The sequence below is a fragment of the Bradyrhizobium sp. SK17 genome (genome assembly GCF_002831585.1).
Lineage (GTDB): Bacteria > Pseudomonadota > Alphaproteobacteria > Rhizobiales > Xanthobacteraceae > Bradyrhizobium.
On sequence record NZ_CP025113.1, the window covers coordinates 5,894,621 to 5,921,220 of the forward strand.

Below are 26,600 nucleotides of genomic sequence, written 5' to 3' on the forward strand. Positions count from 1 at the left end.
GCGCCTCGGCCTTCGAGAGGGCGATCGGCCCACAGTCGGGCCGGCCCGGCAATGGCGGCGGCCGACTATTTTCCGGCGGCGCGTGCCGCGCCTTTCCATCGCGAGGCAAAATAGCCGGCCTTCGCCATCCTCCGCTGCCGCTCCGGCCCTGCGCTCACGCTTCGGGTGCAGGGCCGTCCCGCCGGTGGGCTTCGTCGCCATCAAGGCCGCGACGGTCGCGGTCCAACCGACGGAGCATCCCATGGACGACCACAACGACTTCGAACCCCACCACGAATCCTCCCCCACCGACCACGTCCTCAACGAACTGCAGCTCCACGGCTACCGGCCTTTCGCCGACGAACCGGACCAGCGGCTTCTTCCAGACGGCAATGCGGTCGCAGGCGCTGTCGCCGACATCTTCGACGCCCTGATCGTCACGCTGGAGGACACGCGCCTCGAACCCGACCTCGACGACCTTCTTTGGTCGACCGTCAACGTCTTCCATCGCGGCACCGAACGGATCGCGCGCGAACTCGACGACAACGAGCAGGCCCAGAAGCGCGCCCAGCGCGAACAGGATGGCAGCGAAGTGAGGTCAGTCGACCTCGAGCGCCTGATCGCCGAGGGCCAGACGCTGATCGAGCGCCAGAACGCCTTCGAGCTCATGCGCGACCAGGCCGCCGAACATTACGAACGCCACATCGGCAAGCCCTGGCTTCCGCGCAGCGGATCGAAGGTCAACCACCGCAATCTGACCTCGGCGATGATCGACAGCCGCGATTTCCTGATGGCGAAGAAGCGTGCCGATCAGGAGGTTCTCCTTCCTCCCGGCCCGAAGATCGTCGTCACCGGCGGGCTCGACTTCAACGATCACCGGCTCATCTGGGCCAAGCTCGACCAGGTGCATGATAAGCACCCCGACATGGTCCTCGTTCACGGCAAGTCGCCAAAGGGCGCCGAGAAGATCGCCTCGCTCTGGGCGAAGAACCGCAACGTGCCGCAGGTCGGTTTCGCGCCGGACTGGACGAAGCATGGTCGCGCGGCGCCGTTCAAGCGCAACGACGAAATGCTGCAGATCGTGCCGAAAGGCGTGATGCACTTCCCCGGCACCGGCATCAACGACAACCTCGCGGATAAGGCCAAGAAGCTCGGCATCCCGGTCTGGAAGTTCGGCGGCGCGTGAGCGCCGCCGTCTTTCACCCTTCAACCGCGCTGACAGGCAGAAGAGCTCAAGGCTGCTTGCGCCAGAACTGCGTGCTGTAATTATTCAGCCCACGGCTGTGAGAATCGACGGTCGCCTGGAATGTATCCGGAATCTTGTCTCCATCACCGCCATCTCTGAAATAGTCCCTGACCGAGTAGAGCGCGCCTCGCATAAGGTGCTCCCAGGTTTGATACAGGCTATTTTGTCGCTCCTGCTCCTGTTTGGCGGCGCTGGGCTTCCGCTTGGGGATAGGAAGCGTGTAGTCCGGACGCGGATCGTGAACGTGAGTGAATGTGATGCTGGCAAAGGTCCATTCGTCCTCGACAGTCCGCCGCCACCGATAACCAACCCGCACGCTCAGCTCTTTGCTGAAGCGATAGGGTGGCATGATGTGGTCATCGACGAAGAATAGTTCGCCTTCCTTTTTCTCCTCTTCCATCCGTCGCTTCATGGCCCCGACGGCGAAGGACAAGTCATGGCCTGCACGTCGAAGAGCGTCGCCGGTCTGTGCCCGCTTTCGCGGCGCCTTCGCCTCGCGATGTCTCGCTAACGCCTGGTCGAAATAATGCAGCCGGGTTGCGACATAGGAGCCGCAGTTCGCGAGCGGCAGGCGATGCAAATCACCCGATCGTTCCTCCCGAACCGCCTGGTCGATGAGTCTGTCCAACTCGCCGGCGTCGATCGCCGCGATGGCAACCTGTTCATCGCGCGGGATGTTGACCTCTCCCATGCCGGATACCCTCGTTCTTCCTGCTGATGCCCTGAATCGCCGTGACCACTTCGGGGCTCGATACGCAAACGCCGAGTCAGTCGATGCAAGAATAGCCGACACTGTGCGACTTCGCACGACGAAGTGCATGAGATCTCAGGACTGATCAGTGCCGCCACGTTGAGCAAAGCACCACCCGCTTATCTGCGCTGACCCTTGGTCAGACTGGCCGCTTGGCGCCATCAACCCGTGAAGGGTCGGCTATGCGAGCATGCCGCCGCTGCGGCTGTGCCTACGCGGTGATTGCAGCAACCAGTCCGACACTTCGGGCGCCTGTCAGCGGGGGATGGTCCTCCGCTCGAAACAGGAGCCGGATCGATGTCCCTCAAGCAAGCGCACGCCTTCGCCTTCAGCCTCGCCACCACGCTGATGGCCGCCATCGTCATCTTCCAGGCCGGCGACGGCACCCATTCGGTAATGCCTGCCAGCGAGTACGACGGCGACACCGCCGCGATCGTCCATGAGATCGATCCTTTCGCCTGACCGGGGGCAGCCCGGCCCGCCAAAGCGGAAATCGGCCGCGATTTCCGCTCCCGGCGCACGCGCTCTTGCGCTATACTTCGGCCGCGCCGTGGTGGCGGTGGAAGGCGCGACCGTTAGACCTTGTCCATACGGAGGCCACCATCATGATCATCCTCGCAATACTTGCATCCTTCGCCGGGATCGGCCTGCTTTGCTGGCTGCTGTTCACGCTGGCCATCTTCGCACTTCCGACGTTCGTCGGCGTGGCCGTGGGCGCCTGGGCGCACGGCACAGGCGCCGGCATCCCCGGCGCGATCCTGGTCGGCACGGTCGCGGCGGCGATCACGCTCGCCGCTGGGCATCTGCTCCTTACCTTCGTTCGGCCCATGTGGCTGAAGCTGATCGTGGCGGCTGCCTTCGTCACGCCCGCGGCGATCGCCGGCTTTTACGCCACTCATGGCATCGTCAAGCACCTCATGCCGTCGGACGCGTGGCAGATCACGTTCTCCTTCATCGGCTCGGTCGCGGTCGGCATCACCACGTTGATGCGGGTCGCGGGATTGGCGGCGGCACCGGCCCCGTCCTCCCGGGACCTTGCGCGGGCCTGATCTTCGTCATCGCCGTCAGGAGGATCAGGGCAGCAGTGGGCGCGGTCGCTGCTGTCGTCTCGTGTCGGAGCGAAGGGCGTGTGCGGCGTGGATCGACGCTGACCCTCAATGGCGGCCCTTGCAGGAGCGGTGCAGGAGCAATGCCCTCCCTTGGCGGGGCGTAGGACGTGCGGCGCGGTGATCTCCGGTGTGGCGCTGGAAGGCCAGCAAGCAGCAGCGTCGGCCCGAAGGGTGAAGACCAAGCCGGTGAGAATGCCGTGGCGCCGGTTTGCCGATGCGTGACTGCCGCCATCTTCTCCGTTGTCTGACCGTACCTCAACCGCTCCAAACGGCCTCTTCAATGGCCTGATCTGGCCGAAGATCGGCTGCGCCTCGATCGCCTATGACGCAACAGCTGCGTCAAACTTTCTTCCCCTGCCGGCTTCGCCGCCATTCCTCGCGAGACAAGAAAGCCCTCCTTAGCTGTCATGCCCCTTCGGGGTGCGCCGTCGATCGCCTCCGGCCAACCGATCGCCATCGAGGCCGCAATGGTGCGGGCTCGGGAACGGAAAACGGAGACTTACAATGGCGACCATCGGCACCTTCAAGAAGACCGGCTCGAATGAGTTCACCGGCGAAATCGTCACCCTCAGCGTCCAGGCCAAGAACGTGCGCATCGTCCCCGACCAGCGCGCCACGGGCGAGAACGCTCCCAGCCACCGGGTCCTGGTCGGCCGCGCCGAGATCGGCGCCGCCTGGTCCAAGCGCTCCAACGAGGGCCGCGACTATCTGGGCCTCAAGCTGGACGATCCCAGCTTCAACGCCCCGATCTACGCGAACCTCTTCGACGACGAGGAAGGCGAAGGCTACTCGCTGATCTGGTCTCGCCCGACCCGCCGGGGCGACTGAGCCACCGAGCAAGGCCCCGGCCGGACAGGCCGGGGCCTTTCCCGTGGCCCGCGAATCAGCTCCGGCCTTGTTTGCCGTCTGGCGAGCAGCTTGCCGCTCAAAACTGTCGTCATCGCCGTCAGAGCGACTAAAATAGTCGTAGTTCTGGCAAGCGATCGTCCGTCGGTGGGAGGTGATCATGCATGATCACCGCCCGACAATCACGGGCCGCACGCGCATTGCTGGGATGGACGCAGGAGGCGCTTGCCGACAACGCCCGCACATCGCTGACGGCCCTCAAGCGCCTCGAATCCGAGAGTGGGCTAGTCGTGTATGAGTCGACGCAGGATCAGGTTCGTAGGGCGCTTGAGGCTGCCGGCATCGTCTTCCTCTCCACAGACAAGGGCGAAGGCGTCCTGTTGCTCCATAACAGAAGCGGCCAGCCGGCAAGCCGGTAGCGCCCTTCCAATCGTGGGCCGCCTCGCTTTGTCGCGTCGTGCCATTGTAATGTCGGCGAAGTGGGTTAACCTTTGCGAAACTAACGATTATAGTCGCCCTGTGGAGCCCAAGATGCCACGGTTTCTGGACGAACCCCCTGTCAGCCAGATGCTTACGGCCTACGACCGCGAGCATATGGCCCTCTACCTGCGCCTGCTCGATTCTGCGCGTGATGGCGCCGATTGGCGCGAGGCCGTCCAGATTCTGTTTGGCCTTGACCCTATGCGCGAGCCTGTACGCTGCCGCCAAGTCCATGACACGCACCTAGCGCGAGCGCGGTGGATGACCGAACACGGCTATCGCGAGCTGGTCCGCTCTGCGCAATGAGGCGGTGATGCGGTTTCCGCATCACCTGTTGCCGCTACCCATACTTCCCCAAAACAACCTGCGCGGGAATCCTGATTCTTCCCAAGGTCAAGAACACAGGGAGAACCGCATTGACACCAGATGCGTCTGGCTGGCGCTCGCCCGCTCTCTACGACCATGTCGAGCGCATCAGCGCATCCGATGTCGCGTGGGAGTGGCTCCGCCGCAACGAAGCTTACGACAGGGATTTCCAGGCACTGACCGCCGCCAAGGGTGATCCGCGGCCGCTCACCGATAAGATCCGCCAGCGGTGGGGGTTGCGATTTCCCGGTGGACCCCTCGCGGCCCCTCCTGAGGCTGGCGTTTTCTGGCTCCCTCGGGAGGACACAAGCACCATCATTCTTGGCGAAGCCCCGGCGAGCGTCTCCACGGATTTTGAACGGCAGCCCGCGATGGCGCCTGCTCGCACCATTACCGCTGCCGACGGGACCTATGCGCTCCACGATCTCGGTACCGGTCAGTATGTCCGGCTCGTTCAACCCGCCGACACGCCGGCCGACACGGCGCTTGCCGCACTAATCCCCCTCAGCCTCGATGGATTCGATCGGCTGGAGGCTGTCGGCCGTCTGCTCGCGGTCCTTCATGGGCGCACCGTTCCGCCGGAGACCCGATTGACTCATCAGCGTCGCGCACGATTGCGAAGGATGCTGCAATCCTTCGATGGCTATCGCAACGGCGCAACCCAGCAGGAAATCGCCCAAGTTGTGTTCCACATGGCGCCGCTTGATCGCGACGCTTGGCAAGCATCCTCCACCCGTCACGCCATCAAGTCCCTGCTGCGAGACGCGCGCGCGATGATCGCTGGCGGCTATCGCACGCTGCTTCGTCATCGCCGGCAAGCCTAGCCGAAATTACGCGGTCTGCATTGGGCGATTTTAAACTCCCCCAACTTCGCCCTGCAACTCGCCGGTTCTGCTTCGCCATCGTGGCCTTCGTCATCCGCTGATCCGCAGCGGCCCCAACGAACCCACGGAGGCCCGATCCATGCGTCCCGATCTCGCCGTTCTCCCGCCGCGCTACCTGCGCACGAAGGAAGCCGCCGAATTCCTCAGCCTGTCGGCGCGAACGCTCGAGAAGCATCGGACCTACGGCACCGGCCCGGCCTACCGGAAACTCGGCGGCCGCGTCGTCTATGCCGTCGACGACCTCCAGGCCTGGGCCGAGCGCGGCGCCGTCACCTCGACCTCCGATCCGCGCGGCAACGTGCTTCCGGCCAAGCGCCAGACGTCCGCACCGCCGGCCCATGCCGGCCGCTACGCACGCTGACCGGATTCCCGAATGGCGGCGCGACACCGGCCACTTTCGGAGCGCGGACAGCTCGATCTGTTCCGGGCGCTCCCCGGCGACTTCGCGCCACGAGACGCGCAGGATCTCATGGCCTATCCGTTTTTCTCCCTCTCCAAGTCCCATCGCGTCGCCCCGATCGACTTTGCCGCCGGCAATGTTTCGATCCGCGTCGAGGCTGTGCCCGACCACGGCATGGCGACCATCTGGGACGCCGACATCCTGATCTGGGCCGCGAGCCAGATCGTCGAGGCCCGTGACGCCGGCCTGCGCACCTCGCGGCTGATGGCGGCAACCCCCTACGAAATCCTCATGTTCGTCGGGCGCGGCACGTCGTTGCGCGACTATCAGCGCCTGAAGGCGGCGCTCGACCGGCTGCAATCGACTACCGTCTCCACCTCGATCCGTCAGCCTGCCGAAGGCCGGCGACATCGCTTCTCCTGGATCAACGAGTGGCAGGAGCGGACGGATCGTAACGGCAAGCCGGCCGGGATCGAACTGATCGTGCCGGACTGGTTCTATCGCGCAGTTCTCGACGACGCGCTCGTGCTGACGATCGACCGCGCCTATTTCGATCTCACCGGCGGACTCGATCGCTGGCTCTACCGGCTGGTCCGCAAGCACGGCGGTCGCCAGCGCGACGGCTGGCGCTTCGACTTCCGCCACCTTCATCAGAAGTCGGGCAGCCTGTCGCCGTTCAAGCGCTTCGCATTCGAGCTGCGTGACATCATCCGCCGACAGCCGCTTCCCGGCTACGTGCTCTCCATCGAGACCGAGATCGGCGGCCGCGCCCTGCTCGCCTTCGAGCCTTCCCCGGCCTGTGGACAGGCTGTGGATAGCCTCGTGCTATCGGGAACCCGGACTATCGTGCCATCGGGAACCCGAGCCTCGTGCTATCAGGAACCAAAACAGGGCCTAACGCACGGAATCCAAACGGGGAATCCGGCCCTTAACTTAGAGTCTAACCAAGAATCTAACTTTGAAGAGCGCGCGCGCGATGTGCAAAAGCTCATCCGCGCCACCGCGCGCAGCCTCGGCACGGCCGCCAGGAAGAGCGTCGGAGCCGCCGCAGCGCCTGCCACGGCGCCGGAGCGCCTCGCCCGAGAAGCCGCGCCTGAGCTTCCGCTTCCGCCGCGGTCGGGAGGTGCGCGATGATCATTGCGCTCCTCAATCAGAAGGGTGGCGTCGGCAAGACGACGCTGGCGCTGCATCTCGCCGGCGAATGGGCCGGCAGAGGTAAGCGGATCACCCTGCTCGACGCGGACCCGCAGGGCTCGGCGCTCGACTGGTCGCAGCAGCGCAACCGCAGCGGTCTTCCACGCCTGTTCGGTGTCGTCGGCCTGGCGCGCGATACGCTGCATCGCGAGGCGCCGGAGCTGGCGCGCGACGTCGATCATGTCGTGATCGACGGGCCGCCGCGCGTTGCCGGGCTGATGCGCTCGGCGCTCCTCGCCGCCGACCTCGTGCTGATCCCCGTGCAGCCGTCGCCGCTCGATGGTTGGGCATCGGCCGAGATGCTGGCGCTGCTCTCCGAGGCGCGCATCTACCGGCCGGAGCTTCGCGCGCGGTTCGTGCTCAATCGCTGCGGCGCGCGCACTGTCATCGCCCGCGAAACGGCCGAGACGCTCGCCGATCACGATCCGCCGGTGCTGCGCACCGCGATCGGCCAGCGCGTGATCTATGCCGACGCTGCGCAGACCGGCCGGCTCGCGTTTGAGATCGACGATGACGGTCCCGCCGCGCGCGAGGTCGCGGCGCTCGTCACCGAGATCGAGAGGATCGCGCCATGAGCGAGCGGTCCAACCGGGGCGCTTTCGCGTCGCGCCCGGTCGATCCCGATACGTGGATCAAGGCGGCCGATGCGCGAGCTTCCAGCGCGCCGGAGGCGAACAGGTTCACCGCCCGGCTCACCATCGACATCACGCCGGAACAGCGCGGACGCATCAAGATCATCGCGTTTCAGCGCGGCGTCACCGTCGCCGACATGCTGCGCGAGCTGCTCGCGCGTGAGTTCCCGTCAACCCCAGGAGACACACAATGACCGGCATCGCGGCCTCCCGCATGCGCGGCGGCCCGACGCCGGCCGCGCTCCCGCACGACAACCTCACCCACGTCGAACTGACCTGGGTCGAGAAGAAGATCGAGAACTGGATTCGCTTCGGCACGCACGCGCACGAACAGATCCTCGACCGGCGCCGGCGCGCCCTGTCGTTCCGCCCCGGCACGGTCTTCGCCTTCGTGCGCTGGGCCTCGAACGATTTCGGCACGATCATCTCGCGCATCGACATCGTGCGTGCCGTGTCGCGCGGCGAGGCCTACCAGACGCTGCCTTTCGTGCGGCCCGGCGGCGACATCCTGCTGAAGATCGAGAACTGGCCCAGGGTCGAGCGCGTGTTGCAGGCGATCGACGCCATCGAGCGTCTCGGCATCGATCCGGAAGCCGTCTCGCCCGATCACTGGCGCCACGTCCATAACCGACTGACCGCAGGGCATGAGCCGCGCGGCTACACGCTCGACCATCATCGCGCCTTCCTGCTGCGCCGGAGGGCGGAGCCGTGAGCCGCGCCGGACTTCTCCTCGCGACGACGCTCGCCGCGATGGGCGTCGGCTATCCGGCGCTCACGCCGATGCCGACCAAACTCATCTGGAATGCGTCGGCCAGCGCGCCGATCGGCTTCTATTCGATCGACTTCGACGGCCCGTTCGAAGTCACCGATCTTGTCGCGGTCGATGCGCCCGAGCCGCTCGCGACGTTCTTCGCCGAGCGCGGCTATCTGCCGAAGGGCGTGCCGCTGCTGAAGCGCATCCTCGGTATGTCCGGACAAACGGTTTGCCGCTCGAACCTCACGATCACGGTCGATGGCGTCGAGGTGGGCGCGGCGCTGGAGCGAGACCGCGCCGGACGCGAGCTGCCGGTCTGGCAGGGCTGTCGCCGCATCCACACCGGCGAAGTATTCCTCATGAACTGGCAAGTCCGTGACAGCCTCGACGGCCGCTACTTTGGCCTGACCTCCACCGACCAGATCATCGGCCGCGCGCTCCCGCTGTGGACCGATGAGGACGGAACCGGCCGCTTCGAATGGCGCGCACCGACGCGCTGACCGCTTCGCCATCGGCGGGAGCGGTGCTCGCCGATGGCTTTCTCAACGCCACCGCCAAGGAAACCACCATGCCACAGATCGGCACATTCACGCACGACGAAAGCGGCTTCATCGGACATCTGACGACGCTGCTGCTGAGCCAGGACGTCATCATCATCGAGGCCGAACCGTCCGAGGCCGAGAACGCTCCCCAGTATCGCGTCCACGTCTTCGACGGCATGAACAACGAAACCGCCGCGGAGATCGGCGCCGGATGGAAACGCACTGGCGAGAAGGCCGGTGACTATATCGCGCTGCTGATCGACGATCCGACATTTCCGCATCCGATCCGCGCCAATCTCTTCCGCGACGATGACGCTGGCGGCGCCTGGTCGCTGCACTGGTCGCGTCCCCGCGATCGTGGCGAGAAGGACTGATCCATGTCTGCTCGCCGTCAATCGACGAGCCGTCGGAGTGCGCATGGGCGGTCTCATTCCGCCCGGCGCATGGCTCTCCTTCTCCTTTCCGGCCTTTCCCTCGCGAGCGTCATGCCGGTGGTCACGATGGCGCAGGACACGCCCGTTGCGCGACCATCGCCGCGCGATCGCTACGCCGATCACATCGAAGAGGCATCGCGGCGCTTTGGCGTTCCGATCGCATGGATCAGGGCGGTGATGCGCGCCGAAAGCGCCGGGGAGCCGCGCGCGCTGTCCTCCGCCGGCGCGATGGGCCTGATGCAGATCATGCCCGCGACCTGGGCCGATTTGCGCGAGCGGCACGGCCTCGGCCGCGACCCCTACGACCCGCGCGACAACATCCTCGCGGGCACGGCCTATCTTCGCGAGCTGCACAATCGCTATGGCTCGCCAGGATTTCTGGCGGCCTACAACGCCGGGCCCGGACGCTACGAAGAGTCGCTTGCCGGCCGCCCGCTGCCGGCGGAGACGCGCGCCTATGTCGCCTTGCTCGCGCCGTTCATCGATGGTTCTGCCGGCGAGAATCCGACCGCTGTCGCGGCGATCGACCGAGCGGCCTGGACACGCGCGCCGTTGTTCATCGTGCAGTCCGGGCGCACGCCAGCCGCCGCTCCCGTGCCGGCCGAACGACCTGCGGATGACGCTCCGGCCGCGACCGCCGTGCGCGATGTTTCCGCCATCGTGCCGCAGTCGAACGGACTGTTCGTGGCGCGGACTGCCGCCGGAGAGCCGCGATGATGGCAGACAGCGGCTTTCGCAGAAAATCGCACCTCAGCGTGTCCAAGAGAGCGCGGAGGTGGGAGGCAGGCACCGCAACCGGACGATTGCCGCCGTATTTGGCGAGGACTTGGCGTTGCTTCCGACCAGCGCGGATGCTGCACCCGATGAGAAATCTTGCGCTGCGGACGTCAGCGGCGCGACCCTCGCTCCGGTCAAACGGAAGCGAAGGAGTCGTGTGATGGAATACTTTACCGGCCTCGATGTCTCGGTCGACGAAACCGCGATCTGTGTCGTTGGCGATGACGGCAAAGTGGCGTTCGAAACCGCCGTCGAAACCGATCCGGCTGCAATCGCGGAAGCGCTGCGGCCGTACGCGGATCGCATGCGCCGCGTCGGCCACGAGGCCGGATCGCTGTCGCCGTGGCTGCACACCGAGCTGCTGGCCGAAGGTGTTCCAGCGGTCTGCCTCGAAACCCGTCATGTGCGCGCGGCCCTGTCGGCGCAGCGCAACAAGACGGACGCCAATGATGCACTCGGCATCGCACATATCATGCGCACCGGCTGGTTCCGCCAGGCGCACATCAAGACGGATGGCTGCTATCGGATCAGGCTGCTGCTCGTTCAGCGCCGCAATCTGAAGCGCAAGTTCCTCGACCTTGAAAATGCGATCCGCCACTCGCTGAAGGTGTTCGGGATCCGGCTTGGCAAGGTCGGCCGCGGCGCCATGGAGAAGTCCGTGCGCGAGGCCGTCGCGGGCGACGCGATGACCGCTGGTCTGATGGACTGCATGCTTCGCGCACGCGCCGCGCTGTGGGCTGAGTATCTGACGCTGCACAAGCTCGTCGTGCAGCTCGCCATGCGCGACGAACTCTGCCGGCGCTTCATGGCGATCCCGGGCGTCGGTCCGGTGACGGCGCTGAGCTTCAGCAGTGCGATCGACGACCCGCAGCGCTTCCGTCGATCGCGCAACGTGGCGGCCTACTTCGGGTTGACGGCGAAGCGGTGGCAGTCGGGCACGTCGATCGATGTGCAGGGACGGATCAGCAAGGCTGGCGATCCCGATGTGCGTCGCGCGCTCTACGAGGCGGCGTCGGCGATGCTCACCCGGTTCAAGGGCAGCGACATGATCAAGACCTGGGGCCTGAAGCTCGCGAAGACCAAGTGTCACGCGAAAGCGCGTGTCGCCGTTGCCCGCAAGCTCGCCGTCGTCATGCACGCGATGTGGCGCGACGGCACCTTCTATGTCGGCGATCCGAACGCGTCGGCGGACGATATCGACACCATGAACGCAGCGAAACGGCGGCGGCTAAGCCGCGCGAACTCATGACAGACACGGCCATATCGACAGCCGGTTGACGGCTCACGAGCTCAAGGAGGTCCGCGCAAGCGGCAAAGGAATGATACAGACCAAGGAAACGGGAAGCACGATATCTTGCCTGTGGCCGCGCACAGCGGACCACGCGCGATTGCCTGTGAAGTTGCCCCGTAAATCCGATAGCGACATGTGCCGCGACGGTTCGCGCGCCGCCCAAATGCGGATCGAACACGCCGTCGATGAGCCCGGAGGACTGCACGGCGTATCAAACCTCAACCACTTCGCAGACGTTCAAGAGCCCACGTCGAATAGTGCCCGATTACTTGCTATGAAGGAGAGATGGAGATGGCGAAATCTTGCAGAAAACGGGAGCCAAATAGGACGGCAGGATAAAAGGCCGCGAGGTGCGGCTTCGGTCGGTTGTGGTTTTTCAAGGAGTTATGAGGCGATTTCGCGAGGTGCGGGATTCTCGCACACCTCGCGGCAATGCCGATTTCTCATAGGTTTCCGTCCCTTGGCGCGATGTGCGGGGCATCGGCCATGACCGGCGACAGTGATTTCCGCATCCGGCCTGGCCGCATCCGCTCGACGCGCGCGCAGGCGGCGCGTCCCTTCATCGCGCAGGCTCTGGCGGCGGCGAAGAAGGCCGGGGCCGGCGTCTCGCGATCCGGCCGCATCGTGCCTGGCAATCGCTCGCGCTTCGGGCGCGGCCAGCGCGCAAGCATCCAGGCGAACCGTCTGCTCACCGCCCGCTCTCGCGGCGCTGTCATCAAGGCGCGCGTCGTGCGCCACTCAGCCCGCTCGGCACCGCTCGCCACTCACCTCAACTATCTGCGCCGCGAAGGCGTGACCCGTGACGGAGAGAAGGCACACCTCTTAGGTCCCGGAGGAGATAACGCCGATCCGAAGGCCTTCGCCGAGCGGTGTCAGGACGATCGCCATCATTTCAGATTCATCGTCTCGCCCGACGACGCGGTGGACATGGCCGACCTGCGATCCTTCGCCCGCGATCTCGTCAGCCAGATGGAAAAGGATCTCGACACCAGGCTCGATTGGGTGGCCGTCGATCACTGGAACACCGAGCATCCCCATGTCCATCTTATCGTGCGCGGCGTGCGCGACGACGGACAGGATCTCGTCATCTCCCGCGATTACATCAAGGAGGGGATGCGGGATCGCGCGCGTGATCTCATCACCCGGGAACTGGGACCGCGTACCGAACTCGACATCCAGCGTAGCCTGGAGCGTCAGGTGGCGTCCGAGCGCTTCACGCAGCTCGATCGTCAGCTCGTCCGCGACAGTCGTGAAACCGGCGTCATCGACATGGCGGTCGATCCGAGCACCCGGCCCGACGAATACCATGCGCTGAAGCTCGGTCGGCTCCGCAAGCTGGAGACGCTAGGCCTCGCCGAACAGTTCGGTCCGGGCCAGTGGATGATCGACGAGAAAGCCGAGGCGACGCTGCGCGAACTCGGCGAGCGCGGCGACATCATCAAGCGGATGCACCGGGCGTTGACCGAGCGCGGCATCGAGCGCGGCTCGGCCAGCTATGTCCTTGCCGCTGAGAGCCTCGACACGCCGATCATCGGCCGGCTGGTCGATCGCGGGCTCGACGATGAACTGAAGGGCACCGCCTACGCCGTGGTCGACGGCGTCGATGGCCGCACGCATCACATCAAGCTGCCCGACCTCGGCGCGGCCGGCGATAGCGCGGCGGGCTCGATCGTCGAGCTGCGCAAGTTCGATGACGCGCAGGGGCAGCGGCGTGTGGCCATCGCCGTCCGCTCCGATCTCGACATCGATCGGCAGATCACGGCGACGGGTGCGACCTGGCTCGACCGGCAGAATATCGCGCGCGAACCGGCAGCGCTGTCCGAGGGCGGCTTCGGCGCCGCGGTTCGGGAAGCGATGGATCGCCGCGCCGATCATCTGGTCGGACAAGGCCTCGGCGAGCGGCACGGACAGCGCGTCACCTTCAATCGGGGGCTGATCGACACGCTGCGTCGCCGCGAGCTGGAGGCGGTTGGCGAGAAGCTCGCCGCCGAAACCGGCCGCCCGTTCAATCGCGCGGGAAGCGGCGAATATGTCGCCGGCACTTACCGCCAGCGTCTCACGCTCGCCTCCGGCCGCTTCGCCATGCTGGACGACGGCCTCGGCTTCCAGCTCGTGCCCTGGTCGCCCTCACTCGAAAAGCAGCTCGGGAAGCATGTCTCCGGCGTCGCTCGCGATGACGGCATCGACTGGAGCTTCGGCCGCAAGCGGGGCCTCGGCCTCTGATCCACTGCAGAAAGACGCATCGCTATGTCCGCTACGAAAATCCTCTGGGGCCAGATCCTCACCATCTTCGCCATCGTGTTGGTCACGACCTGGGGCGCCACCGAATGGGTGGCCTGGCGGCTGGCCTTCCAGCCGGAACTCGGTGCGCCGTGGTTCCGGCTGCTCGGCGTTCCCTTCTATCTGCCGCCCGCCTTCTTCTGGTGGTGGTATGGCTTCGACGCCTATGCGCCGTCGATCTTCGTCGAGGGCGCCTTCATCGCCGCGTCCGGCGGCTTCATCTCGATCGCGGTCGCCATCGGCATGTCGGTCTGGCGTGCGCGCGAGGCCAAGAAGGTCGAGACCTATGGCTCGGCGCGCTGGGCCGAAAAGAAGGAGGTGGATGCCGCCGGGCTTCTCGGTCCCGATGGCGTCGTGCTGGGACGCTACGATCATGCCTATCTGCGCCATGACGGGCCGGAGCATGTGCTGTGCTTTGCGCCGACCCGTTCCGGCAAGGGCGTCGGCCTGGTCGTACCCTCGCTGCTGACCTGGCCGGGCTCGGCCATCGTCCACGACATCAAGGGCGAGAACTGGCAGCTCACCGCCGGCTTCCGCGCGAAGCATGGTCGCGTGCTGCTGTTCGATCCGACCAACGCCAAATCGTCGGCGTACAACCCACTGCTCGAGGTGCGCCGCGGCGAATGGGAGGTCCGCGACGTCCAGAACATCGCCGACATCCTGGTCGACCCGGAAGGTTCGCTCGAAAAGCGCAACCACTGGGAAAAGACCAGTCACGCCTTGCTGGTCGGCGCGATCCTCCACGTCCTCTATGCCGAGGAGGACAAGACGCTGGCCGGCGTCGCCGCCTTCCTCTCCGATCCGAAGCGGCCCATCGAGTCGACGCTGGCCGCCATGATGAAGACGGCCCATCTGGGCGAAGCCGGTCCGCACCCGGTCATCGCGAGCGCGGCGCGCGAACTGCTGAACAAATCCGACAACGAACGCTCCGGCGTGCTCTCCACCGCCATGTCGTTCCTCGGGCTTTATCGCGACCCGGTCGTCGCCGAAGTGACGCGGCGCTGCGATTGGCGGATCACGGACATCGTGGGCGACAAGCGCCCGACGACGCTCTACCTCGTCGTGCCGCCCTCCGACATCAATCGCACCAAGCCGCTGATCCGTCTGATCCTCAATCAGGTCGGCCGCCGCCTGACCGAGGATCTGCAGGCGAAGGCCGGACGCCATCGGCTGCTGCTGATGCTGGACGAGTTTCCGGCGCTGGGCCGCCTCGACTTCTTCGAGTCCGCCCTGGCTTTCATGGCCGGCTACGGGCTGAAAAGCTTCCTGATCGCGCAGTCGCTCAACCAGATCGAAAAGGCCTACGGCGCGAACAATTCGATCCTCGACAATTGCCATGTTCGCGTGAGCTTTGCCACCAACGATGAGCGCACCGCCAAGCGCGTGTCGGATGCGCTCGGCACTGCGACCGAGATGAAGGCCATGAAGAACTATGCCGGCCACCGGCTGTCGCCCTGGCTCGGTCACTTGATGGTGTCGCGTTCGGAAACGGCCCGGCCGCTGCTCACGCCCGGCGAGATCATGCAGCTTCCGCCAGCCGACGAGATCGTCATGGTCGCAGGCACGCCGCCGATACGCGCGAAGAAGGCGCGCTATTACGAGGACGCGCGATTCAAGGAGCGTCTCCTGCCGCCGCCGTCGCTTGCGGCGCCGGAAAGAGGCCGGCCCGACGACTGGACCAACCTCCCACGTCCCGCCCGCCCGGCACTGCTCGAATCCGGGTCCGTGCCCGATGCCGCCGATGACGATCCGACCGAGTCGGAACGCCGGCAGCAACCCGAGCTGAACCGCGTGAAGCCGGTCGAGAAGAAGCCGCCTGTCGAGAACGAATTCGAAATCGATGTCGAGCGCGATGACGATGACGATGTTGCCGCGCGCAACCGGCGCATGACACGGATGATGCAGGGCGTGGCAAGGCAGGTGTCGCTCGATCCGAACGACGGCATGGAGTTGTGAGGCGCCAATGTCGAAATCACCCAGAAAGCAGCGTCTCTCCGTCTACCTCGATCCGGGTGTGATGAGCCGGCTCGCCGAACATGCCGCGCGGCGTGACCATTCGCGCTCGCTCATTGCCGAGGCGGCCATCGAATCCTTCCTGTCGCCCGATGCGGCTGAACGGCAGGAAGCAGCCGTCACGAAACGCCTCGACCAACTCGATCGTCGGATTACACGGCTGGAGCGGGATGTCGGTATTGCAGTTGAGACGCTCGCCGTGTTCATCCGTTTCTGGCTCTCGACGACACCAGCGCTACCCGAGCCTGCCGCACAGGCCGCCCGTGCAAAGACCGGAGAGCGCTACGAGGCCTTCGTTACGGCCTTAGGGCGCCGACTGGCGAAGGGGCCGAAACTGCGACAGGAAATTTCCGAAGACGTCGTCTCTGACGGTGAGCCTTAGCACTTCACCGCCAATCTAAGGTCGATCCGCACAGGATCATCTTTCGACATAACGCGCGAGGTTTTCGAGAGTCGAACGAAGCCCAACATCGTGGTCTTCTTTGCTTATTCCCGTCGGCACATCCTCGGCGATGATCGAGACCACTGTCCCACCCGCTGCCGATGCAAGGCTCCACATCATCCGCATCTGGCCCGCAAATCGTGGGTCATCGGACTCGAACGTCACGAGCTGCACGACGCGCTCATTCGGGACCAACTCGGCAAACCGGCCCTCGACGATATCGGTGTCGTCCGATGTCTTGCCGGCGTTCGCGTGATCGCCGTCATAGGTCAGCACCATCCGGTATTTCCCTCCCGGTCGTGCATCGAATTCGTAAACCTGGCCGGTCATGCCTTCAGGCGGAAGCCATTGCGGCCACGCTGTCGGATCGACAAATGCACGATAGATCACGTCCGCGGGTGCGGCGATGAATCGCGTCGCCGAGTCGGTTCTTCCCTGCTGTAGATTTGCGGCCATTCCTCCTTCTCCTCGCGCGTTCCAAATTCTGATCCCGCCGTTCTCCTGTATTTGCACGCTACACTACGACGCCGATAAATCCTTGTTGAGTCGGCCCAAAATCAGGCCCTTTTAATCATCCCGTTCGGGGAAGGTCTGTCTCATCCCCGTTTGAATCGGGGTTTCATGGCGGCGTCTCATCAAAATTCTGAAGGCTTTGCGCGCGGCGCACGGATGCTGCGCACCGCGCTAGGTCCCGCCATCGCGCGCTATCTCGACGACGCCGGCATCGTCGAGGTGATGCTGAATCCAGATGGGCGGCTTTGGATCGACCGTCTCTCCGAGGGGCTGTCCGACACGGGCGAGCGGCTGTCGGCGGCCGACGGCGAGCGCATCGTTCGCCTCGTCGCCCATCACGTCGGCGCCGAGGTCCATGCCGGCGCTCCCCGTGTCTCGGCCGAGCTGCCCGAAACGGGCGAGCGGTTCGAGGGGTTGTTGCCTCCCGTCGTCGCCGCGCCCGCCTTCGCGATCCGCAAGCCTGCCGTCGCAGTGTTCACGCTCGACGACTACGTCGTGGGCGGCATCATGTCCGCGGAGCAGGCTGAGGCGCTCCGCCAAGGCGTCGCGGCGCGAGCCAACATCCTCGTCGCCGGCGGCACATCGACCGGCAAAACCACGCTCACGAACGCGCTGCTCGCCGAGGTCGCGAAGACCGCCGATCGCGTCGTCATCATCGAAGATACGCGCGAGCTGCAATGCGCGGCGCCGAACCTCGTCGCCATGCGGACGAAGGATGGGGTCGCCTCGCTCTCCGATCTCGTGCGCTCGTCGTTGCGCCTTCGCCCCGACCGCATTCCGGTCGGCGAGGTGCGCGGCGCGGAGGCGCTCGACCTGCTGAAGGCCTGGGGCACTGGCCACCCCGGCGGCGTCGGGACCATTCACGCCGGCAGCGCCATCGGCGCGCTGCGCCGCCTCGAGCAGCTCATCCAGGAAGCTGTCGTCACCGTCCCGCGCGCGCTGATCGCCGAGACGATCGATCTCGTCGCGGTCCTCTCGGGCCGCGGTTCCGCGCGCCGGCTCGCCGAACTCGCCCGTGTCGAGGGGCTCGGTCCCGACGGCGACTACCGCGTCACCCCCATCACCTCGAAGCCCAACGAAGGAGAATCCGCATGATCTCGCATGTCCGCACATTGCCTCGCCGCCTGATGATGACGGCGTCGGCCGTTGTCATCAGCGTGGCGATCGCGCCGGCCGCCCATGCTTCCGGCTCTTCCATGCCGTGGGAGCAGCCGCTCCAGCAGATCCTCCAGTCGATCGAAGGTCCCGTCGCCAAGATCATCGCGGTGATCATCATCATCGTCACCGGCCTGACGCTGGCGTTCGGCGACACGTCGGGCGGCTTCCGCCGCCTGATCCAGATCGTGTTCGGTCTCTCGATCGCCTTCGCGGCGTCGAGCTTCTTCCTGTCCTTCTTCTCGTTCGGCGGCGGAGCGCTCGTCTGATGGCGGGCATCGCGGATCAGGCCGGCGAGGTGCCGGGCTTCACGGTCGCGGTCCATCGGGCGCTGACCGAGCCGATTCTGCTCGGCGGCGCCCCGCGCGCCATCGCCATCATGAACGGGACGCTTGCGGGCGCAGTCGGCTTGGGCCTCCGCCTCTGGCTCGTCGGGATCGCAATCTGGGCGATCGGCCATGTCGCGGCCGTCTGGGCGGCGAAGCGCGATCCGCTCTTCGTCGACGTGGTGCGGCGCCATCTGCGCATTCCCGCGCACCTTTCGGTCTGAGGGAGGGCGTCGCCGTGATGAACCTCGCCGAATATCGCAACCGCAACAGCCGGCTCGCCGACTTCCTGCCCTGGGTCGCGCTGGTCGGCGCCGGCCTCGTCCTCAACAAGGACGGCAGCTTCCAGCGCACAGCGCGGTTTCGTGGCCCCGATCTGGACTCGGCCGTCCCGGCCGAGCTGGTCGCGGTCGCTGGCCGCCTCAACAATGCTTTCCGCCGTCTCGGCTCCGGCTGGGCGATCTTCGTCGAGGCGCAGCGCCATCCCTCGAACCGCTATCCCGACAGCAAATTCCCCGATGCGGCCTCCGCCCTGGTCGATGCCGAGCGCAAGGCCGATTTCGAGGAAGCCGGCGCACACTTCGAGTCCAGCTACTTCCTGACGTTCGCCTGGCTCCCGCCGGCCGAGGATGCCGCCCGCGCCGAAACCTGGCTCTACGAGGGCCGCGAGACGTCGGGCATCGACCCGCGCGAGACGCTGACCGGCTTTGCCGATCGCACCGACCGCATCCTGCGCCTGGTCGAAGCCTTCATGCCGGAATGCCGCTGGCTCGATGATGCCGAAACCCTGACCTATCTGCACGGATGCGTCTCGACCAAGCGCCATCGCGTCCGCGTTCCCGAGACACCGATCTACCTCGATGCGCTGCTCGCCGATCAGCCGCTCGCCGGTGGGCTCGAACCGCGGCTTGGCGATCAGCATGTTCGCATTCTGACGATCACCGGATTCCCCAACGCCACGACGCCCGGCCTGCTCGACGAGCTGAACCGGCTCGCCTTTCCCTATCGTTGGTCGACCCGCGCCATCCTGCTCGACAAGACCGACGCAACGAAGCTGCTGACCAAGATCCGCCGGCAATGGTTCGCCAAGCGCAAATCGATCGCCGCGATCCTCAAGGAAGTGATGACCAACGAGGCGTCCGTCCTCGTCGACACCGATGCGGCGAACAAGGCGGCCGATACCGACATGGCGCTGCAGGAACTCGGCGCCGACTATGCCGGCATGGCCTATGTCACCGCGACAGTGACGGTGTGGGACGCCGATCCGCGCGCCGCCGACGAGAAGCTGCGGCTGGTCGAGAAGGTCATCCAGGGCCGCGACTTCACCGCCATGGTGGAGACGGTGAACGCGGTCGATGCCTGGCTCGGATCGCTGCCGGGCCACGTCTACGCCAATGTTCGGCAGCCGCCGATCTCCACGCTCAATCTCGCCCACATGATCCCGCTCTCGGCGGTATGGGCGGGACCGGAACGGGACGAGCATTTTGCAGCGCCCCCACTGCTCTTCGGCAAGACCGAAGGCTCGACCCCGTTTCGGTTATCCCTTCATGTCGGCGATGTCGGCCATACGCTGATCGTCGGCCCGACCGGCGCGGGCAAGTCCGTGCTGTTGGCGCTGATGGCGCTTCAGTTCCGACGCTACGCGCGTTCGCAGATCGTCGCCTTCGATTTCGGCGGATCGATCCGCGCGGCCGCGCTCGCCATGGGCGGCGACTGGCACGACCTCGGCGGCGATCTCAGCGACGGCGCATCCGACAGCGTAAGCCTTCAGCCGCTCGCGCGCATCCAAGACGTGCCCGAGCGGGCCTGGGCCGCCGACTGGCTGGTCGCCATCCTGATCCGCGAAGGCGTGACGATTACGCCAGAGGTGAAAGAGCATCTCTGGACGGCGCTGACCTCGCTCGCCAGCGCCCCGGTCGAGGAGCGCACCCTTACGGGCCTCGCCGTGCTGCTCCAGTCGAACGATCTGAAGCAGGCGCTGCGTCCCCATTGTGTGGGCGGCCCCTATGGCCGGTTGCTCGACGCCGAGCATGAATATCTCGGCTCGGCCTCGGTCCAGGCGTTCGAGACCGAAGGACTGATCGGTACCGGCGCCGCGCCCGCCGTGCTCGCCTATCTCTTCCATCGCATCGATGATCGTCTCGATGGCGCGCCGACACTGATCATCATCGATGAAGGCTGGCTTGCGCTCGACGACGATGGTTTCGCCGGACAGCTCCGCGAGTGGCTCAAGACCCTGCGCAAGAAGAACGCGAGCGTCATCTTCGCTACGCAGTCGCTGTCGGACATCGACGGCTCGGCGATCGCGCCGGCGATCATCGAGAGCTGCCAGACCCGGCTCCTTCTCCCTAATGAGCGCGCGATTGAGCCGCAGATCACCGCGATCTATCGGCGCTTCGGTCTCAACGATCGCCAGATCGAGATCATCGCGCGGGCCATGCCCAAGCGCGACTACTACTGCCAGTCCCGGCGCGGCAACCGCGTGTTCGAACTCGGCCTGTCCGACGTCGCGCTCGCCCTCTGCGCCGCGTCGTCGAAGACCGACCAGGCCGCAATCGCGCGCATCGTCGCCGAGCATGGCCGCGATGGCTTTCTCGCCGCCTGGCTCAACCACCGCGAAGTCGGTTGGGCGGCCGACCTCATTCCCACGCTCATCAACAAGGAGAAGTCCTCATGAAACTGCGCCAATCTCGCGCAGCGCGGTTCGCTGCCGCGCTGCTGACCGCTCCCGTCGCGCTCGCGCCCATGCTGGCGACGCCCGCGCACGCCATCATCGTGTTCGACCCGTCGAACTACGCGCAGAATGTCCTGACGGCGGCGCGCTCGCTCCAGCAGATCACCAACCAGATCACCTCGCTTCAGAACGAAGCGCAGATGCTGATCAACCAGGCGCGCAATCTGGCGAACCTGCCTTTCTCGTCGCTGCAACAGCTTCAGCAGTCGGTGCAGCGGACGCAGCAGTTGCTGAGCCAAGCGCAGAACATCGCTTACGATGTCCAGCAGATCGACCGGATATTCCAGCAGAAGTACGGGAACGTGTCGCTGTCGGCCTCCGATCAGCAACTCGTCGCCGATGCGCGCTCGCGCTGGCAGAACACCGTCGGCAGCCTGCAGGACGCCATGCGCGTGCAGGCAGGCGTCGTCGGCAACATCGACACCAATCGTGCTCAGATGTCCGCGCTGGTCGGCCAGAGTCAGGGCGCGACGGGGGCGCTCCAGGCGACGCAGGCCGGCAACCAGCTTCTCGCGCTTCAGGCGCAGCAGCTCGCCGATCTCACAGCCGTCGTCGCGGCGAACGGCCGGGCACAGGCATTGCAATCGGCCGAACAGGCAGCCGCTGCGGAGCAGGGTCGCGAGCAGCGCCGTCGCTTCCTGACGCCGGGCCAGGGCTACCAGCCCGGCAACGCCCGCATGTTCCCGAATAGCAGCAACTGAGGCCCGCGCGATGGACGGCAAGACCCTCGCTCGCATCGGCGCCATCGTCTTCGTCGCGGTCGCCATCACGGCGACCGCGATCGAGATGAATCGGAAGGACGTTCGGCCCGAAGCATTCGCGACACAGGGCCGTTCTGTCGTATCGCAAGATCCTCTCGCGGCCGAACTTCTCCGCTGCTCCGAGATCGGCGAATCCGGTACACGCGATCCCGGCTGCCTAAGGGCATGGGCCGAGAACCGCCGCCGCTTCCTTGGCCAATCGGCTCCCGCGGTGTCGTCGGCCCCGGCTTCGCCAACGACATTGTTTCCGAATGCGCCGGCATCGGCCGACCCCGTCCGCAAGGAAAGCACGCCGGCGGATCTGACCGGGCCTGCGATGCAGGCCGAGCCAGCCCGGCCGGAGGGCCGCTGACATGGGCGGCACCGGCGTCATTGACCATTTCCTCGAAGTCTTCACGCGCTACATCGACGGCGGCTTCGGCCTGCTCGGCGGCGAGGTCGGCTTCATCGCCACGACGCTGATCGTCATCGACGTGACGGTGGCCGCGCTCTTCTGGTCATGGGGCGCCGACGACGACATCGTGGCGCGCCTCGTCAAGAAGACGCTGTTCGTCGGCGTCTTCGCTTATCTGATCTCCAACTGGAACAATCTCGCCCGCATCATCTTCGAGAGTTTTGCCGGTCTCGGCCTGAAGGCATCGGGCACAAGCTTCGCCGTCAGCGATCTCTTGCGTCCGGGAAAGGTGGCTCAGACCGGACTCGACGCCGGCCGCCCGCTACTCGACTCCATCTCCGGCCTGATGGGCTATTGGTCCTTCTTCGAGAACTTCATCCAGATCGCCTGCATGTTCTTTGCCTGGGCGCTGGTGCTGCTCGCCTTTTTCATCCTCGCCATCCAGCTCTTCGTCACTCTGATCGAATTCAAGCTGACGACGCTCGCAGGCTTCGTGCTGATCCCGTTTGGTCTGTTCGGCAAGTCCGCCTTCATGGCCGAACGGGTGCTTGGCAACGTCATCTCCTCTGGCATCAAGGTGCTGGTGCTCGCCGTCATCATCGGCATCGGCTCGACGCTGTTCTCCGAGTTCACCGCCGGCTTCGGCGGCAATACGCCGTCGATCGACGACGCAATGGCGATCGTGCTGGCCGCACTTTCTCTTCTCGGCCTCGGCATCTTCGGTCCCGGTATCGCCAATGGCCTCGTCTCTGGCGGCCCGCAGCTCGGTGCGGGTGCGGCGGTCGGAACCGGGCTTGCCGCCGGCGGTATGGTTGCCGCTGGCGCCGCCACGGTCGGCGCAGTCGCCTCTGGGGGTGCGGCACTGGCAGGAGGCGCTGCCGCCGCAGCTCGTGGCGGGGCCGCGATCGCGGGCGGGGCCTCCACGGCCTACAGCCTTGGCGCCGCCGGACAGTCAGGCGCCTCGGCCGTCGCATCTGGACTCGGCAATGTCACCAACACGGGCGCGAAGGCCGCTGTCTCGCCGCTGAAACGCGCTGCCGGCCGCGCCGCCGACAGCCTGAAGCAGAGCTACCAAGGCGGTAGCCAGGCCGCGACCGGGATCGCCACAGGGGCATCCGCCCCAGTGGCGGGCGAGGCCAACGCTTCCGTCGCATCCTCGTCCGCCACCGACAGCCCGCCGGCCTGGGCGAAGCGCATGAAGCGCTCGCAACAGATGACCCATGGCGTTCAGGCCGCCGCTCACGCCGTTCGCAGCGGCGACAGTCATGGCGGCGGCTCCTCCGTCAACCTCTCCGAAAGCGACTGACCATGTTCAAACGACCTTCCACGCATTACGGCAAAGCCCCCCAGCCCGAGACGCCCTATCAGCGCGCCGCTCAGGTCTGGGACGATCGTATCGGCTCCGCCCGCGTTCAGGCCCGCAACTGGCGCTACATGGCTTTCGGCTCGCTGGCGCTCGCGGGCGGGCTTTCGGCCGCGCTGGTCTGGCAGTCGGCCAACGGCTCGATCGTGCCCTGGGTGGTGCAGGTCGACCGGCTCGGTCAGGCGCAGGCGGTCGCGCCGGCGACCGCAGACTACCAGCCGAACGACCCGCAAATCGCCTTCTACCTCGCGCGCTTCATCGAGCAGGTCCGCTCGATCCCATCCGATGCCATCATCGTGCGGCAGAACTGGCTGCGCGCCTACGACTTCACGACACAGGGCGGCGCGCTCGCACTCAACGACTATGCTCGCGCCAACGACCCCTTCACCAAAGTCGGCAAGCAGCAGATCGCGATCGAGGTGTCGTCGGTCATCCGCGCCTCGCCATCGAGCTTCCGCATCGCCTGGATCGAGCGCCGCTATCAGGATGGCTCGCTGGCTTCCACCGAGCGCTGGTCCGCCATCCTCACCGTTGTCGTGCAGCCCCCTCGCGACGCCGACACGCTGCGGAAGAATCCCCTCGGAATCTACATCAACGCCATCAATTGGTCGAAGGAGCTTGGACAATGACACCGACCTTCCGCAAAGCCGGGAGGCCGGCTTTCCTCAACCGTGCCGTTCCGGGTTTCCGTAAATCCGGCTTGCCGCTTCTCCTGCTTTGCACGTCGGCGCTGGCGGGCTGTGCCGGACACACGCCACCGCCCGAGATTTCCTATGACGATGCCGCGCCCGCCGTCATCGCCGCCGATCCGCCGAAACCCGTGCGGGTCGTGGAGCTACCGAAGCCACTCCCGCTGCCCGGCCAGTTGAAGCCCGTCGACAAGGACGGCAAGCCCGAGCCGGAACCGACCGATCCGGCCGCGCGCGTCAACCAGGCCAACGCCGCCGCGCGCGTCCAGCCGGTGCGCAACGGCTTTATCAATTCGATGCAGGTTTATCCCTTCGTCGATGGCGCGCTCTATCAGGTCTACGCCTCGCCGGGGCAAATCACCGACATCGCGCTTCAGCCCGGCGAGCAGCTCGTCGGCTCCGGTCCCGTCGCTGCTGGCGACACGGTGCGTTGGATCATCGGCGACACCGAGAGCGGTGTTGGCGCGGCCAAGCAGGTCCATATCCTCGTGAAGCCGACGCGCGCCGAGCTGATGACCAATCTCGTCATCAACACCGACCGGCGCACCTATCACATGGAGCTGCGCGCTACGCCCTCGACCTACATGGCGTCGGTATCCTGGCAATATCCTCAAGACCAGCTCATCGCGCTACGCCGGCAGAACCAGCAAGCCGAAGCCGCGCAGCCGGTGTCAAACGGCATCGATCTCGCCCGTGTCAATTTCCGCTACGAGGTGACGGGCGACCGCGCGCCGTGGCGGCCGCTGCGCGCCTTCGATGACGGGAGACAGGTGTTCATCGAATTTCCACGCGGAATCGGCCAGGGCGAGATGCCACCCCTGTTCGTCGTCGGACCGGAAGGCGACACGTCCGAACTGGTGAACTACCGGGTGCGCGGCAACTATATGATCGTCGACCGCCTGTTCGCCGCAGCCGAACTGCGCTTCGGGTCCGGCAAGAGCCAGAAGCGCGTCCGCATCTCCCGCACCGATGGGAGGCCGGCATCGTGAGCGACGAACTCGAACCCGAAAAGCAAGAAGGTCGGGGGCCGACGGATGAAGCCGGGCCGGAGACTCCGGCCGAGGATGGCGCCCGGCCGCTGACCGGCGAGCCGGCCGCGACCATGCGGCTACGCGCCGAGCCGCCGCGGGTGACGCGCCTTTCCCGAAAGGTGCTGGCTGGATTGGGTCTCGCCGCAAGTCTCGGTGTTGGTGGCGCTCTGATCTATGCGCTTCAGACCCGTCATCAAGGCCAGGGTCAGGAACTCTATTCCACGGACAATCGCTCGACACCTGACGGTCTCGCTGGCCTGCCGAAGGACTATTCGGGCGTGCCGAAGCTCGGCCCGCCGCTCCCCGGCGATCTTGGCCGCCCGATCCTCAACGCACAGAATGGCGGCCCCGTGCCGGCGATCGGCGCGCCCACAACGGGACCCGTAGGACCCAGCCCGGAGGAACAGCGCCGCGCGCAGGAGCTGGAAGCAGCGAGGACCGCGCGTCTGTTCGCGTCCACGGAAACGCGGCCCGCGAGTAACGCGACCGCCGGCCAGACTGCGTCAACTATCGCGCCGCAATCGGATCTCACCGGCCTCGGACTCGCGCCGCAACCGGCGACGCCTTCGGCGCAGGACCGCCAGCTCGCGTTCCTCAATCAGGCGCCGGACAAGCGCACCGTCTCGCCGGATCGCATCGCTGCGCCGGCGTCGAAGAACGTGCTACAGGCCGGCGCGGTCATCGCGGCCGCGCTCATCACCGGCATCCGCTCCGATCTCCCAGGCCAAATCACCGCGCAGGTGACCGAAAACGTCTATGACAGCCCGACCGGCAAGATCCTGCTCGTGCCCCAGGGCACCCGCCTCATCGGACAATATGACAGCGGGATCGCCTTCGGTCAGCGACGCATTCTCCTCGTCTGGAACCGCCTGATCTTCCCCAACGGCCGCTCCATTGTCTTGGAGCGTCAACCCGGCGCCGACTCAGAGGGCTATGCCGGCCTTGAGGACGGTGTGGACTACCATTGGGGCGAACTGTTCAAGGCCGCAGCGCTTTCCACTCTCCTCAGTGTCGGCGCCGAGGCCGGCACATCCGGACAGGAGAGCGACATCATCCGTGCGCTCCGCAATGGCGCGTCTGACAGCATCAACCAGACCGGCCAGCAGATTGTCCAGCGCCAACTCAATATAGCGCCGACGCTCACAATCCGGCCGGGTTTCCCCGTCCGCGTCATCCTTACGCGCGATCTAATGCTCGAACCTTATGGGAGCTGA

General features: G+C 65.9%; 31 protein-coding genes. 29 read left to right on the top strand and 2 right to left on the bottom strand.

The genetic code is table 11. The features are described from left to right. Positions 1 to 241: 241 nt before the first annotated feature. Complete coding sequence (locus tag CWS35_RS27290; RefSeq protein WP_100956702.1) at positions 242 to 1,165, top strand: DUF2493 domain-containing protein; 924 nt, start codon at positions 242 to 244, stop codon at positions 1,163 to 1,165. A gap of 46 nt (positions 1,166 to 1,211) precedes the next feature. Here CWS35_RS27290 and CWS35_RS27295 read toward each other — a convergent pair whose 3' ends face one another. Further along, positions 1,212 to 1,916: a hypothetical protein gene (locus CWS35_RS27295; RefSeq protein WP_100954828.1), complete on the bottom strand. Its 705-nt coding sequence runs from the start codon at positions 1,914 to 1,916 to the stop codon at positions 1,212 to 1,214. A 357-nt stretch (positions 1,917 to 2,273) separates the two neighbouring features. Between CWS35_RS27295 and CWS35_RS39670 the strand changes: the two genes are divergently transcribed. From CWS35_RS39670 to CWS35_RS27390, 18 genes are all read left to right on the top strand, one after another. Continuing rightward, a complete protein-coding gene (locus CWS35_RS39670; RefSeq protein WP_168226381.1) occupies positions 2,274 to 2,438 on the top strand; it encodes a hypothetical protein in 165 nt (54 codons plus the stop codon). Between the two features lie 143 nt (positions 2,439 to 2,581). Beyond that, positions 2,582 to 3,025, top strand: a complete 444-nt coding sequence (locus CWS35_RS27300) for a hypothetical protein (RefSeq protein ID WP_100954829.1) — start codon at positions 2,582 to 2,584, stop codon at positions 3,023 to 3,025. A gap of 564 nt (positions 3,026 to 3,589) precedes the next feature. Continuing rightward, positions 3,590 to 3,913: a DUF736 domain-containing protein gene (locus CWS35_RS27310; RefSeq protein ID WP_100954830.1), complete on the top strand. Its 324-nt coding sequence runs from the start codon at positions 3,590 to 3,592 to the stop codon at positions 3,911 to 3,913. A 182-nt stretch (positions 3,914 to 4,095) separates the two neighbouring features. Further along, a complete protein-coding gene (locus CWS35_RS27315) occupies positions 4,096 to 4,350 on the top strand; it encodes a hypothetical protein (RefSeq protein ID WP_100954831.1) in 255 nt (84 codons plus the stop codon). A 112-nt stretch (positions 4,351 to 4,462) separates the two neighbouring features. Continuing rightward, a complete protein-coding gene (locus CWS35_RS27320) occupies positions 4,463 to 4,717 on the top strand; it encodes a DNA -binding domain-containing protein (protein ID WP_100956704.1) in 255 nt (84 codons plus the stop codon). A gap of 110 nt (positions 4,718 to 4,827) precedes the next feature. Beyond that, positions 4,828 to 5,601, top strand: coding sequence for a DUF2285 domain-containing protein (locus CWS35_RS40170; RefSeq protein WP_245438695.1), 774 nt, complete (start codon positions 4,828 to 4,830; stop codon positions 5,599 to 5,601). Between the two features lie 139 nt (positions 5,602 to 5,740). Beyond that, positions 5,741 to 6,022 carry an AlpA family transcriptional regulator gene (locus CWS35_RS27335; protein ID WP_100954832.1) on the top strand — a complete coding sequence of 94 codons (282 nt, stop codon included), beginning with the start codon at positions 5,741 to 5,743 and terminating at the stop codon, positions 6,020 to 6,022. Positions 6,023 to 6,034: 12 nt separating this feature from the next. After that, entirely contained in the window at positions 6,035 to 7,195 is a 1,161-nt protein-coding gene (locus tag CWS35_RS27340) for a replication initiator protein A (protein WP_100954833.1), read from the top strand. After that, on the top strand, positions 7,192 to 7,830 hold the full coding sequence (gene parA / locus CWS35_RS27345) for a ParA family partition ATPase (RefSeq protein ID WP_100954834.1): 639 nt from the start codon (positions 7,192 to 7,194) through the stop codon (positions 7,828 to 7,830). Before CWS35_RS27340 ends, parA begins: the two co-directional genes overlap by 4 nt. Next, positions 7,827 to 8,081 carry a hypothetical protein gene (locus CWS35_RS27350; RefSeq protein ID WP_100954835.1) on the top strand — a complete coding sequence of 85 codons (255 nt, stop codon included), beginning with the start codon at positions 7,827 to 7,829 and terminating at the stop codon, positions 8,079 to 8,081. Before parA ends, CWS35_RS27350 begins: the two co-directional genes overlap by 4 nt. Continuing rightward, the gene (locus tag CWS35_RS27355; RefSeq protein ID WP_100954836.1) at positions 8,078 to 8,599 is read left to right on the top strand and encodes a DUF2840 domain-containing protein; all 522 of its coding nucleotides are present in this window, start codon (positions 8,078 to 8,080) and stop codon (positions 8,597 to 8,599) included. The genes CWS35_RS27350 and CWS35_RS27355 overlap by 4 nt, the downstream gene beginning before the upstream one ends. Next, positions 8,596 to 9,141, top strand: a complete 546-nt coding sequence (locus CWS35_RS27360; protein WP_100954837.1) for a S26 family signal peptidase — start codon at positions 8,596 to 8,598, stop codon at positions 9,139 to 9,141. Before CWS35_RS27355 ends, CWS35_RS27360 begins: the two co-directional genes overlap by 4 nt. Positions 9,142 to 9,209: 68 nt before the next feature. Further along, complete coding sequence (locus CWS35_RS27365; protein ID WP_100956709.1) at positions 9,210 to 9,557, top strand: DUF736 domain-containing protein; 348 nt, start codon at positions 9,210 to 9,212, stop codon at positions 9,555 to 9,557. Between the two features lie 3 nt (positions 9,558 to 9,560). Beyond that, positions 9,561 to 10,334: a lytic transglycosylase domain-containing protein gene (locus CWS35_RS27370; protein ID WP_100954838.1), complete on the top strand. Its 774-nt coding sequence runs from the start codon at positions 9,561 to 9,563 to the stop codon at positions 10,332 to 10,334. Positions 10,335 to 10,554: 220 nt separating this feature from the next. Beyond that, a complete protein-coding gene (locus CWS35_RS27375) occupies positions 10,555 to 11,643 on the top strand; it encodes an IS110 family transposase (RefSeq protein ID WP_100954839.1) in 1,089 nt (362 codons plus the stop codon). Positions 11,644 to 12,171: 528 nt separating this feature from the next. After that, on the top strand, positions 12,172 to 13,908 hold the full coding sequence (locus CWS35_RS27380) for a VirD2 family relaxase/mobilization nuclease (protein ID WP_100956711.1): 1,737 nt from the start codon (positions 12,172 to 12,174) through the stop codon (positions 13,906 to 13,908). Between the two features lie 24 nt (positions 13,909 to 13,932). Beyond that, positions 13,933 to 15,921 (top strand): conjugal transfer protein TraG, encoded by a 1,989-nt coding sequence (locus tag CWS35_RS27385; RefSeq protein ID WP_100954840.1) that lies wholly within the window; start codon positions 13,933 to 13,935, stop codon positions 15,919 to 15,921. Positions 15,922 to 15,928: 7 nt separating this feature from the next. Then, positions 15,929 to 16,360, top strand: coding sequence for a ribbon-helix-helix protein, CopG family (locus tag CWS35_RS27390; RefSeq protein ID WP_100954841.1), 432 nt, complete (start codon positions 15,929 to 15,931; stop codon positions 16,358 to 16,360). A 36-nt stretch (positions 16,361 to 16,396) separates the two neighbouring features. Here the strand turns inward: CWS35_RS27390 and CWS35_RS27395 are convergent, their stop codons facing one another. Further along, on the bottom strand, positions 16,397 to 16,876 hold the full coding sequence (locus CWS35_RS27395) for an SRPBCC family protein (protein ID WP_100954842.1): 480 nt from the start codon (positions 16,874 to 16,876) through the stop codon (positions 16,397 to 16,399). Positions 16,877 to 17,041: 165 nt separating this feature from the next. On the opposite strand from CWS35_RS27395, the gene trbB reads away from it, so the two are divergent. Genes trbB through CWS35_RS27445 form a run of 10 tightly spaced genes read left to right on the top strand, consistent with a single transcriptional unit; the run spans position 17,042 to position 26,600 of the window. After that, positions 17,042 to 18,028 carry a P-type conjugative transfer ATPase TrbB gene (gene trbB / locus CWS35_RS27400; protein ID WP_100954843.1) on the top strand — a complete coding sequence of 329 codons (987 nt, stop codon included), beginning with the start codon at positions 17,042 to 17,044 and terminating at the stop codon, positions 18,026 to 18,028. Then, entirely contained in the window at positions 18,025 to 18,357 is a 333-nt protein-coding gene (locus CWS35_RS27405) for a TrbC/VirB2 family protein (RefSeq protein ID WP_100954844.1), read from the top strand. Before trbB ends, CWS35_RS27405 begins: the two co-directional genes overlap by 4 nt. Continuing rightward, a complete protein-coding gene (locus CWS35_RS27410; RefSeq protein ID WP_100954845.1) occupies positions 18,357 to 18,638 on the top strand; it encodes a VirB3 family type IV secretion system protein in 282 nt (93 codons plus the stop codon). The genes CWS35_RS27405 and CWS35_RS27410 overlap by 1 nt, the downstream gene beginning before the upstream one ends. Positions 18,639 to 18,652: 14 nt before the next feature. After that, positions 18,653 to 21,091 carry a conjugal transfer protein TrbE gene (gene trbE, locus CWS35_RS27415; protein WP_100954846.1) on the top strand — a complete coding sequence of 813 codons (2,439 nt, stop codon included), beginning with the start codon at positions 18,653 to 18,655 and terminating at the stop codon, positions 21,089 to 21,091. Then, the gene (trbJ, locus tag CWS35_RS27420; protein WP_100954847.1) at positions 21,088 to 21,849 is read left to right on the top strand and encodes a P-type conjugative transfer protein TrbJ; all 762 of its coding nucleotides are present in this window, start codon (positions 21,088 to 21,090) and stop codon (positions 21,847 to 21,849) included. The genes trbE and trbJ overlap by 4 nt, the downstream gene beginning before the upstream one ends. A 10-nt stretch (positions 21,850 to 21,859) precedes the next feature. Then, positions 21,860 to 22,261, top strand: a complete 402-nt coding sequence (gene trbK-alt, locus CWS35_RS27425; RefSeq protein ID WP_100954848.1) for a putative entry exclusion protein TrbK-alt — start codon at positions 21,860 to 21,862, stop codon at positions 22,259 to 22,261. 1 nt (position 22,262) lies between these two features. After that, entirely contained in the window at positions 22,263 to 23,609 is a 1,347-nt protein-coding gene (trbL, locus tag CWS35_RS27430) for a P-type conjugative transfer protein TrbL (RefSeq protein ID WP_100954849.1), read from the top strand. Between the two features lie 2 nt (positions 23,610 to 23,611). Continuing rightward, the gene (gene trbF / locus CWS35_RS27435) at positions 23,612 to 24,295 is read left to right on the top strand and encodes a conjugal transfer protein TrbF (RefSeq protein WP_100954850.1); all 684 of its coding nucleotides are present in this window, start codon (positions 23,612 to 23,614) and stop codon (positions 24,293 to 24,295) included. Beyond that, positions 24,292 to 25,344: a P-type conjugative transfer protein TrbG gene (trbG, locus tag CWS35_RS27440; RefSeq protein WP_100954851.1), complete on the top strand. Its 1,053-nt coding sequence runs from the start codon at positions 24,292 to 24,294 to the stop codon at positions 25,342 to 25,344. Before trbF ends, trbG begins: the two co-directional genes overlap by 4 nt. After that, positions 25,341 to 26,600, top strand: a complete 1,260-nt coding sequence (locus CWS35_RS27445) for a TrbI/VirB10 family protein (protein WP_371682803.1) — start codon at positions 25,341 to 25,343, stop codon at positions 26,598 to 26,600. The genes trbG and CWS35_RS27445 overlap by 4 nt, the downstream gene beginning before the upstream one ends.